Raw genomic sequence first — 9,694 nt, forward strand, 5'->3', positions numbered from 1 at the left:
CTCAAATTGATATGAGTCATTTTAACTTTAAGTCCTTCACATTTTATGGATTAGCGATCGGTTTCGTTGTGCTTTTGTTTAAAGTTGTTACTACCTACGGTCATAATCTCAAAGCACCTCCCCCGATTCAAGGTCGTTATCGCATCACTGCACAAAACTTACCTAAATGTCTCGAATCTGATGAATTGTTGTTAACTGTTCAGCAATCTGGTATTTATCTCAACGGTTCTTTATTAACAGCAGATAAAAACGTCGAATTGTCAAATGTCACATCTGCATCCCAAACAAGCGTACAGGAAAAACCCTCCCTATTCGGTCTATGGCAAAATCAACAATTCACGCTATCCGGAACTACAAATAAGTTCAGTTCCTGCGAGCGAAAAATCAATGTCAGAATTCAAGCTTTTGTCAAAGGTGAAACCCTCAACGGTAAAATGACTCTAACTTCAGCAGCGCAACCAATAAAATTTACCGCTGAAAGAGAGGCTACCGAGCGCGATAAGGAAAAGTCTTCCAGCCATTAGTCAGTTGTGCCTAGTTCGCATAAAAGAACCAAACAACTAATAACCAAAGATATCATATCCGGTTATACTGCTTGCCTAAAAAAATCGCTCTCTTATCTGTGTTCATCTGTGTTCATCTTTCTTTATCTGTGGTTAAAACTTAACCTGCGACACTCATGTAATACCGATGTAACCGGACTTGATATAACTAATGATAAAATTTAATTTTGTCAAGATAATTACTTATATCCGCAGCCATTTCAGCATTACTACTGGGCTGCTTGGTAACTCGATCGTCAATTGAATAAATTTCGATCGCCTCTTCTTTTCCTTTGACCTTGCTCTTTCCTAACTTGACAAAATTCCATACTCCTGCTGTGCTGTTCTTCACCTCCAACGAGAAAATTAAAGAACGGGAAAGCTTTCTCGTTAAACATTCTAACCTTTGGGCAATATTGACTGCATCTCCTAAAATTGTATAGTCCATTTTGACGTGAGAGCCAATATTTCCTTCTATTACTTCGCCTTGCGCCAAACCAATCCCATTGTACAAAACGCGCAGCGGACTACCTTCTGGTGCAGATATTCTTACTGTTTCTATTTCAGTCAATATATCCAAGCTTGCTTGAATAGCTGCATCAGCTTGTTCGCCTGAAAAATAAGCCATCACGCAATCACCGATAAATTTGGTAATTTCTCCTCCCTTAGCTACAATTATGTTCGTGCAAATAGTAAAATACTGATTGAGTATAGCGACAATTTCCTCGCATGGCAGTTTCTCCACCAAAGTAGAGAAAGACACGATATCGCTAAACAAAATAATCTTTTCTACTTTACGAGGCGGAACTAAAAGAGGATTTGCACCGTTACTGATGATGTTAACAACGGTTGGTTGAGTATATTTTTCTAAAATTCTATAAGACTCGTTTAAAGTCTGCAATAAAGCTCTGATCGGTTTAATAATTAAATCTGTATTTTCGTCAAGATCGATCGTCTGTATTGACCATTCCGGAAATAGCCGTTCTTTGATATCGTGTTCGGTGTTTAAGCATAAAATATCGGTATGTCTGCGATCGCGCAATATTTTCTCATACAATCTATCAATATTTTCTTCATCTCCTTCGAGAATTTGGAAAAATATTCCTTGCGAACACAAAAGTACACCTGTGATGTTTTTGGCTTGATTGTTCGGAGCGGAAACTTTACCAATAGCTTCTATTTCTTTACTAGATAGAGGACGAGCAAATTTACTAATGTATGTCAGCCTTTTCATATTCAAACTCAAATTTAGCAAGTCAAGTATTTCTAAGTATCCTAAAAAGCCAGGTGATGCACTCTGCCATACGTATCGACCTCATTTGTGTAAGGTATCTTGAATTGATATTACAGCATTTAGTCGCCTCTTTTTTAAAGAAAAGTGTAAAGAAATGTCTAGAATTTAAGTTTATCTGTATTTATCTGCTAGAAGAGATTCCAGCGAGTAAAAGCAACCCAAAAATTACCGCAATTGCCAGTACAACTGCCAGCACGATCGCCAGAATCAGCCATGCTGCGATCGCCCACGCCCTTTGATGTGCTTTAAACTCAGAAATACTGCGCCACTGGCGGCTTTTCCACGCCCATTCGTTACCCTTTACCCCCAGCACAATACCCATAACCAGCCACGGCATACCCAGCGAAAATATCAATAATGTAGGATCGATCCAAGCCACCAATCCAATCCAAACCCGATTCGTCAAACACCAGACACCTGGGAGGAAAAAAGCTCCCCAATTCCAACCTTGAATTTCATCCGGCACTTTAATAGAATTATCAAATATACTGCCTTGACCGGAATTATTTGCCAATACAGTTTTTACTTTCGTAACAGCACCCAAACGCGAACTTTGTGCAGATGAATGACCGGTTTCTAAAATTTCCAGAATTTCCTCAGCTGATTGAAAACGCTCGTAAGGCTTGGCAGCAAGCATTCGAGATAGAATCTCCTTTAGCTGACGACTTAGAGAAGGCAGATGTTTATCCCAAATCCAATTCATCGTTTGCGGATCGATCGACTCTTGCGGCTGTTTGCCAGTCATCAAGACAATAGCTGTAACCCCTAAAGCATACAAATCGCTATAAGGTGCCACAATTCCCATTCGTATTTGCTCATCTGGCGCGTAGCCAACTTTACCCAAGCGAGTCGCATTGTCAGATGAAAATCCATCGAGTCCACCTGCTAGTTGCTGGGCTACATTAATAGCAATTCGCTTCACACCGCCCAAGTCAATCAATACCGGCAGTTTGTCGCTGTCACGACAAATAATATTATCAGGAGCAATATCGCGATGGATAATGCCTTGGTGGTGGAGGTAACTTAAAACAGGCAGAAGTTGTCGGAAAAGTTGGATAATTTCCGCTTCGCTAAAGCATTCACCTCGCTGTAATCGCCGATTTAATAGGGATTGATAGGTTTGCCCTTGAATATAATCTTGGACAATGAAAAGTTGTTGTCCCTCCCGAAAGAACTCCCAGAAATGGGGAATTTGGGGATGCTTGAGTTTGTGCAGCATCGCCGCTTCCCTTTCAAACAGTTCCTCGGCTTTATGGAGGTTGTACGTACCTTGGGCAAGTGGGATAAGCTCTTTGATAACGACAGATTCGTTAAATCGATTGATATCCCGCGCTAGGTAAGTCCTGCCAAATCCGCCCTGACCTAGCTGATAGTGGATAATATAGCGATCGCGCAACTTTGTTCCAGGCTGCAATTGTGTTTGAGATGTAGCAACGCCTGTCGTACTGTTGTGCGTGCTTTGCAGAAATTCACCGCAGTACGAACAAAACCGCGCCGCAGCCGGATTTTGATGCCCTTGGCTACAAGTGATAAAACTCATGAAGTTATCGCCCTAACCTCTGCTATCGTAGCTTTTGCCACCCGATGTCTATTAATTCAATGGTAGAAGTAATGATTACAGGTAAGACTAAATTGCTGGGCGTTATCGGAAATCCGATCGAACATTCCCTGTCACCGGTGATGCACAATGCCGCTATTGCCACACTGGGAGTAGATTATGTGTATCTACCCTTTCCAGTTAAACCGGAAGATTTGCAGGTAGCGATCGCAGGTTTTGCCGCTATTGGTACGATCGGCTTTAACGTCACCATTCCCCACAAACAAGCAATCATTCCCCTCCTATCAGAAGTATCGCCGATCGCACGATCGGTCGGAGCCGTTAACAGCGTCTGGCGCACCGATAAAGGTTGGAGTGGCACAAATACAGATGTGGAAGGGTTTTTGGCACCATTGCTGAATCTCTCCCCCTCATCTCAAGAGCGCGATTGGAGTCAGACGACAGCGCTAGTCTTAGGCTATGGTGGAGCTGCTAGGGCGGTGGTAGCAGGGTGCGCCCAGTTAGGCGTACAGCAAGTCAAAGTAATCGGGCGCAGTCCGCAGAAATTAAACGATTTTTTAGATAGTTGGCTGAATTCGCGTTTGCCTGTCCGTCTCAGCGTACATAATTGGCAAGAGTTACCAAATTTGCTCTCAGAAGCAAACTTACTCGTGAATACAACGCCAATAGGAATGTATCCTCGCGTTGAAGAGTCTCCTTTAAGTGCAGATGAGATCGCGAAATTGCCCAAAGGTGCGATCGTCTATGACCTAATTTATACACCCAATCCGACTTTATTTCTAAAATTAGCTAAACAGCAGGGTGCGGATGCGATCGATGGTTTAGAAATGTTAGTACAACAAGGAGCGGCTGCATTGCAAATTTGGTTGCAGCAGTCAGTTCCAGTAGATGTAATGCGGCAATCTTTGCGAAGACATTTAGGATTATCGGATTGAAAGATTATTTTTGTCTAACATTGTCCTAATTTTATTTACCCAGATGGCCAACGCCAATTGTAGCGATTCCACTCGTAAATACCTTGAATTTCGTATTCACTACCGTTATCAAAACGAATTGTGCAAGTGGTATTGCCATCTATCTCATCCACTTTAATTACTGTGCAAGAAACCCATTCGCGACTGCAAGGGCCATTTTCTTGCACCCATTCCCATAAACTATTAGACACTTCAATGCGATCGCCTACTTTGAGTTTTAAAATTTCGTCTGGTGTGCGCTCGATATACTCAGCTAAATGTTCCTGCTTGACTCGATTGAGCCATTGTAAACCGTAGCGATCGCGAATAAACTGCACCTCTCCCGAAGTTCGATTATTCAACCAATCGTTCATTAACTGAAATTTCCAAGAGCGATCTTCTCTTTCTTGTTCTCTGACAAACTCTAAAAAAGTTTCTTGTTCATTATCGGTAAGTTCGTCCAGAGGATTAGTAGAAGAAGGCGATCGATCGCCACTCGGTTGACTTTGGATGCGAGTCAAATTTTCTGCCACTTGCAGCAGGATCTGTTTCTGTGTCTCGGTGAGAGGACAGCTAGCTGCATCGCACCGATCGAATGCTGCTTGCAAGGCTGCTTCGATCTCCTCTTTAGTCATACAGCACCTATGGCAAACAGTGAACTTGATTGCACGTCAACGGCTTTGGGTAGCTCTGTGCCAAAGCCGATCGCTAACTGGGGATAGTCCATTTATATTACAAAACTGGCACCCTCTTTAAGAGCGCGGTTGTACAAGTTCACGGTAAGCTGAGTTTGAAGTTACCTGCCGATCGCTAATTTTAGGTACAATATATGCAATTTCGAGCCATAAAAATCTTTCTAATTTCCTGCTCGATCGCAATTCTGAGTTGGGTGTTGACCCCACCCGCTTGGGCGTTGACTCAAATTCAACTAACCGATCTTTCTTATAAAGAGTGTCCGCCAGAACTAGCAGAAGGATTGGTTACTAGCGGTAACGCCAGAGCTGCCAACTGCTTTCTCATTACCGGCAAAGCCAACAATACCTCTGGTAAATACGTCTACAACGCTGATATTTTCGGTCGCATCTACGATGCCAATGACAATTCTGTGATGCAAAACCGTACTCGTCTGGGATCTATTGATGAGGTTCCGCCAGGAGTGAGCGATTTTGAATTGAGAATTTCTGTGGCTGCCAATCAGCCAACTCCTTTGAAGCTTAAGCAGTTCAAAGCTGCCGGTTTTACCGGTGTGGTTCGTCGTTGACAAAGGGCTAGGGGGGTAAACTACCCTTACCCCCTCAAATGCCGGGTGCGTTAGGTAAAGTTAACACATCCTACAACAGGTAGATTGTTGTTCACAAAATAAAAGTTTTGTAGTAAAATATTTACCTCCTTAAAAATTAAGGAGTGAAGTTTTCAGTACAAGCAGGCGATCGATCGGGATCAGAACATATACATAGCCCGTACTGCGAGGGGCTTGAGAAGATCGGCGATAAATTGGAGTAGAAAGATCGCCAAAATCGGTGAAAAATCAATACCACCGAGAGGGGGAATAAAAGAGCGAAAGATATTCAGGTAAGGATCGGTTAGCTGACTGAGGATGGAAAACGGCGGATCGTACCAGTTGAGATTGGGAAACCAGCTCAGCAGAATCCTAATAATCAACAAAACGACGTAGATGTTGACAAAGGTAATAAGAGCGTTGAACAGCAGTGCGACTGAGGCATCCATGAGTTTTGAAGCTTTTTACGGAATTTCAAACACAACTTAGACTTGACTTTAATTTAACCGATATCCGACCGTTTCGGATCGTCTCCTCTACACCAATGAAACTGAGTTGGGCTTCCAACTCTAGCTCGACTCTGCCCTACTTTTCCACTTTCCCAGCTGTTGGGGGTAGCTTACCGCTTGAGCTTGTCAACTGAAGAGTTGACTGCAACTCAGTATTGTGCATCTCTGGTCAGAGATCGATCGCCACTTCCCCCAGCAGCATTGCCATTCACGTTACCGAGCTGCTGGCGCACTTCGTCAATTGTCTGATTGAGTTGTGCGATCTTATCCTCCAGACTGCGACGAGCCACTTCAATCCGTTGCTCAGAAGAAGCTTCCAGTTGACGCTTCTTAGGTTTATCAACTTTAGCTTCGGAAGGATTGCTGTTGAGGATAGGTGCTTCTGCTTCCGCCGTTTCCTTACTGATGCGAGAAGCTAGCACCGCCCCCAGCACCCCACCGACTAGGCCACCTACCAACGACCCAGCCAAAAATCCTGCTGCAAAACCGTCACGCTGACTCATATCTATTTTGGATTTTAGATGAAAGGATTTAGGATTATATCTTTGGTACGACTGTTTTCAGCTTACCTGCTAGCAGTCCCAACTGCATCAGGCAGAAGATAGGGACTGGGAAAGTCAAAAGTTAAAAGTCAAAAGTCAAAAAGAAGAGGGAGAGGGAGAGGGAAGTGGCTAGGGCGTCGGGAAGAGGGAGAAGGGAGAAATTTTGACTTTTGACTTTTGACTTTTGACTTTATAGCGCTAGGTGCCAAAGGCGCGATCGCCTGCATCCCCCAACCCAGGCACAATGTAACCGTGGCTGTTTAAGCCTTCGTCTATAGTAGCCGTATATACATTCAAGCCCGGATAGGTCACACTCAATCTTTGCAGTGCTGGGGGAGCCGCCACTACCGAAATAATCCTCACTAACGCCGGATCGATACCGCGAGAAGTCAATTCTGCCATCGCAGCCATAATCGAGCCACCAGTCGCCAGCATCGGATCGCAGATCAATACCCGCGTTTGCTCTTTAAACTGGGCTGGGAACTTATTCAAATAGCAACTCGGTTCTAGCGTTTCTTCATCCCGTACCAAACCGAGATGATAAATCGACGCCAAAGGCATTACAGTCTGCGCTCCTTCCAACAAAGCCAATCCCGCCCGCAGAATCGGCACTACCACCAACGGCACTTCCGGATTGACAAACGTAGCAGGACAGTCAGCCAAAGGCGTTTGCACTGTTGTTTCTATTGTGGGCAACCACTCTCGCACCGCTTCGTAAGTCAGCCAGCGTCCCAGTTCCGTCATGGCGCTTTTGAACAGCACTGGTGGCGTTTGGGCATCGCGGGCAACACCCAGCCAGTGTTTGATGAGGGGATGGGGCGGAACATAGATACGCATCTGGAGAGTCATACGGGTTTTAGATTTTCGATTTTAGATTGGTGTTTGGATGCTGGTTCAAAAGCCCGATCTATCATACTGCCTTCTGCTTTGTTACAGGGAAGACAAAAATATTGTTGAGAATTTTTCCTAATTGTATTGACACTTCTTTTCAATAAGGCTATATTAACTTTCAGTGTTCTCCTCTCTCGTGTTCTCCTCTACGAGGAACGGCAGACGGGCTCGGTCAGCAGCAGCAGATAGAGTCCGTACTTTTTTTTAGGGCGTCGGGCGTCGGGGTTAGGAATTAGGGGCTAGATGCTAGATACGAAGGGAGCTTGTAAACTGTAAATCCAGGGAATTACTCTAGATTACTAACCCAATACCTGCTTCCATGAATAATCAGTTGTTTTACACTCAAACCAGTTCAACCGCGCCTGAATTTGATGTTATTGTCATCGGATCGGGTATTGGAGGGTTGGTAACGGCGACCCAGCTAGCAGCCAAAGGTGCGTCTGTGCTAGTCCTGGAGCGCTACATTATCCCTGGAGGAAGTGCTGGCTACTTCGATCGCAACGGATATCGGTTTGATGTGGGAGCATCGATGATCTTTGGGTTTGGCACTCAAGGCACTACCAATCTGCTCACCCGCGCCCTAGCAGCAGTCAACGTTAGTGTGGAAACCATTGCCGACCCGGTACAGATTCACTACCACCTTCCCGACGGGTTAGATTTAAAAGTTCATCGCAATTATGAGAAATTTTTGCAAGAACTTACAGAACATTTTCCGCAAGAACGAGAAGGCATCCGTCGATTTTACGACGAGTGCTGGAAAGTGTTTAACTGCCTGAACGCAATGGATTTGCTCTCGTTGGAGGAACCGGGCTATCTAACGAGGGTGTTTTTCCAGCATCCCTTGGCTTGTTTGGGTTTAGTGAAATACTTGCCCCTCAATGCAGGCGACATCGCCCGCCGATACATCAGCGATCCGATTTTGCTCAAATTCATCGACATCGAGTGTTATTGCTGGTCGGTTGTGCCAGCAGACATGACACCGATGATTAATGCCGGGATGGTATTCTCCGATCGCCATTATGGTGGCATTAACTACCCCAAAGGCGGCGTCGGTCAAATCGCCCAAAAACTCGTGGAAGGACTTGAGAAAGCTGGCGGTGAAATTCAGTACAAAGCCAGAGTCAGCAAGATTTTGACCGAAAATGGACAAGCAGTGGGCGTGCAGCTCGCCACAGGGCAAGTTTATCGCGCTAAACGCATTGTTTCCAACGCTACACGCTGGGATACCTTTGAAAAATTACTTCCGCCCGAACAAATGCCCCGTGTTGAAAAAAAATGGCAGCAACGATATCAAAAGTCACCTAGTTTTCTAAGTTTGCACTTGGGCGTCGAAGCAGATGTCCTACCTTGGGGAACTGAGTGTCACCATATTATCTTGTCAGATTGGGAACAAATGGAGGAACCGGAAGGCACTATATTTGTTTCTATCCCCACACTACTCGATCCGAATTTAGCTCCCGAAGGCTATCACATTATGCACGTATTTACGCCGAATTGGATTGATGATTGGCAAGGAATGTCGGCGAAAGATTACGAGGAGAAAAAACAAGAAGCAGCGGAACGTATTATTAAAAGGTTGGAGCAATTTTTCCCTGGTTTAGATACAAAACTGGATTACATGGAGGTGGGAACGCCTCGCACCCATCGACGTTTTTTAGGTCGGGATGATGGCAGTTACGGGCCGATTCCCAGTCGCAAGTTGCGCGGTTTGTTGGGTATGCCGTTTAACCGCACATCTATTCCCGGTTTGTATTGTGTGGGGGATAGTACTTTTCCGGGTCAGGGTTTAAATGCAGTAGCGTTTTCAGGGTTTGCTTGCTCTCATCGCATTGCGGTAGATTTGGGTTTGTGAATAATAGAAATACAGCAACCGATCGGGCGTCACCTGATGCAAGGATTTTGGATTTTCGATTTTGGATTAGCTCCGGCTTGAATATTGTAGAGACGTTTCATGAAAAGTCTCTACAATATTCGGAAAAATTTTTTGATTATTACCCTTGAAATCGGAGGCTTTACACCCCTTTTTTTGGGTAAAAAGTCAAAATTACCCCTTTTCCCTCTTCCCTCTTCCCTCTTCCCTCTTCCCTCTTCCCTCTTCCCTCTTCCCTCTTCCCTAGCCCCTAGCC

At 44.7% G+C, this 9,694-nt stretch carries 10 protein-coding genes; 4 read left to right on the top strand and 6 right to left on the bottom strand.

The features are described 5' to 3' along the window. Positions 1 to 11 precede the first annotated feature (11 nt). The gene (locus H6G03_RS27615) at positions 12 to 524 is read left to right on the top strand and encodes a hypothetical protein (RefSeq protein ID WP_190471732.1); all 513 of its coding nucleotides are present in this window, start codon (positions 12 to 14) and stop codon (positions 522 to 524) included. A 187-nt stretch (positions 525 to 711) separates the two neighbouring features. On the opposite strand, the gene H6G03_RS27620 is transcribed toward H6G03_RS27615, so the two are convergent. Further along, positions 712 to 1,776, bottom strand: a complete 1,065-nt coding sequence (locus tag H6G03_RS27620) for a BLUF domain-containing protein (RefSeq protein WP_190471735.1) — start codon at positions 1,774 to 1,776, stop codon at positions 712 to 714. A gap of 181 nt (positions 1,777 to 1,957) precedes the next feature. Next, positions 1,958 to 3,376, bottom strand: coding sequence for a serine/threonine-protein kinase (locus tag H6G03_RS27625; protein WP_190471738.1), 1,419 nt, complete (start codon positions 3,374 to 3,376; stop codon positions 1,958 to 1,960). Between the two features lie 71 nt (positions 3,377 to 3,447). Between H6G03_RS27625 and H6G03_RS27630 the strand changes: the two genes are divergently transcribed. After that, positions 3,448 to 4,329, top strand: coding sequence for a shikimate dehydrogenase (locus H6G03_RS27630; protein ID WP_190471758.1), 882 nt, complete (start codon positions 3,448 to 3,450; stop codon positions 4,327 to 4,329). Positions 4,330 to 4,364: 35 nt separating this feature from the next. On the opposite strand, the gene H6G03_RS27635 is transcribed toward H6G03_RS27630, so the two are convergent. Continuing rightward, a complete protein-coding gene (locus H6G03_RS27635; RefSeq protein WP_190471739.1) occupies positions 4,365 to 4,982 on the bottom strand; it encodes a hypothetical protein in 618 nt (205 codons plus the stop codon). Between the two features lie 194 nt (positions 4,983 to 5,176). Here H6G03_RS27635 and H6G03_RS27640 point away from each other — a divergent pair, with 194 nt between their 5' ends. Continuing rightward, positions 5,177 to 5,608, top strand: coding sequence for a hypothetical protein (locus H6G03_RS27640; protein ID WP_190471742.1), 432 nt, complete (start codon positions 5,177 to 5,179; stop codon positions 5,606 to 5,608). A gap of 179 nt (positions 5,609 to 5,787) precedes the next feature. Here H6G03_RS27640 and H6G03_RS27645 read toward each other — a convergent pair whose 3' ends face one another. From H6G03_RS27645 to upp, 3 genes are all read right to left on the bottom strand, one after another. Continuing rightward, positions 5,788 to 6,075 (bottom strand): YggT family protein, encoded by a 288-nt coding sequence (locus tag H6G03_RS27645; protein ID WP_190471745.1) that lies wholly within the window; start codon positions 6,073 to 6,075, stop codon positions 5,788 to 5,790. 209 nt (positions 6,076 to 6,284) lie between these two features. Next, positions 6,285 to 6,638, bottom strand: coding sequence for a hypothetical protein (locus H6G03_RS27650; RefSeq protein ID WP_190471748.1), 354 nt, complete (start codon positions 6,636 to 6,638; stop codon positions 6,285 to 6,287). Between the two features lie 237 nt (positions 6,639 to 6,875). Next, positions 6,876 to 7,526: a uracil phosphoribosyltransferase gene (gene upp / locus H6G03_RS27655; RefSeq protein WP_190471750.1), complete on the bottom strand. Its 651-nt coding sequence runs from the start codon at positions 7,524 to 7,526 to the stop codon at positions 6,876 to 6,878. A gap of 361 nt (positions 7,527 to 7,887) precedes the next feature. Here upp and crtH point away from each other — a divergent pair, with 361 nt between their 5' ends. After that, positions 7,888 to 9,420, top strand: a complete 1,533-nt coding sequence (gene crtH, locus H6G03_RS27660) for a carotenoid isomerase (RefSeq protein ID WP_190471753.1) — start codon at positions 7,888 to 7,890, stop codon at positions 9,418 to 9,420. Positions 9,421 to 9,694: the final 274 nt, after the last annotated feature.

Source organism: Aerosakkonema funiforme FACHB-1375 (assembly GCF_014696265.1).
GTDB lineage: Bacteria > Cyanobacteriota > Cyanobacteriia > Cyanobacteriales > Aerosakkonemataceae > Aerosakkonema > Aerosakkonema funiforme_A.

Coding starts and splice junctions, on each gene's coding strand:
- H6G03_RS27615 (WP_190471732.1), top strand. CDS start 12: ATGAGTCATTTTAACTTTAAGTCCTTCACATTTTATGGATTAGCGATC.
- H6G03_RS27620 (WP_190471735.1), bottom strand. CDS start 1,776: ATGAAAAGGCTGACATACATTAGTAAATTTGCTCGTCCTCTATCTAGT.
- H6G03_RS27625 (WP_190471738.1), bottom strand. CDS start 3,376: ATGAGTTTTATCACTTGTAGCCAAGGGCATCAAAATCCGGCTGCGGCG.
- H6G03_RS27630 (WP_190471758.1), top strand. CDS start 3,448: ATGATTACAGGTAAGACTAAATTGCTGGGCGTTATCGGAAATCCGATC.
- H6G03_RS27635 (WP_190471739.1), bottom strand. CDS start 4,982: ATGACTAAAGAGGAGATCGAAGCAGCCTTGCAAGCAGCATTCGATCGG.
- H6G03_RS27640 (WP_190471742.1), top strand. CDS start 5,177: ATGCAATTTCGAGCCATAAAAATCTTTCTAATTTCCTGCTCGATCGCA.
- H6G03_RS27645 (WP_190471745.1), bottom strand. CDS start 6,075: ATGGATGCCTCAGTCGCACTGCTGTTCAACGCTCTTATTACCTTTGTC.
- H6G03_RS27650 (WP_190471748.1), bottom strand. CDS start 6,638: ATGAGTCAGCGTGACGGTTTTGCAGCAGGATTTTTGGCTGGGTCGTTG.
- upp (WP_190471750.1), bottom strand. CDS start 7,526: ATGACTCTCCAGATGCGTATCTATGTTCCGCCCCATCCCCTCATCAAA.
- crtH (WP_190471753.1), top strand. CDS start 7,888: ATGAATAATCAGTTGTTTTACACTCAAACCAGTTCAACCGCGCCTGAA.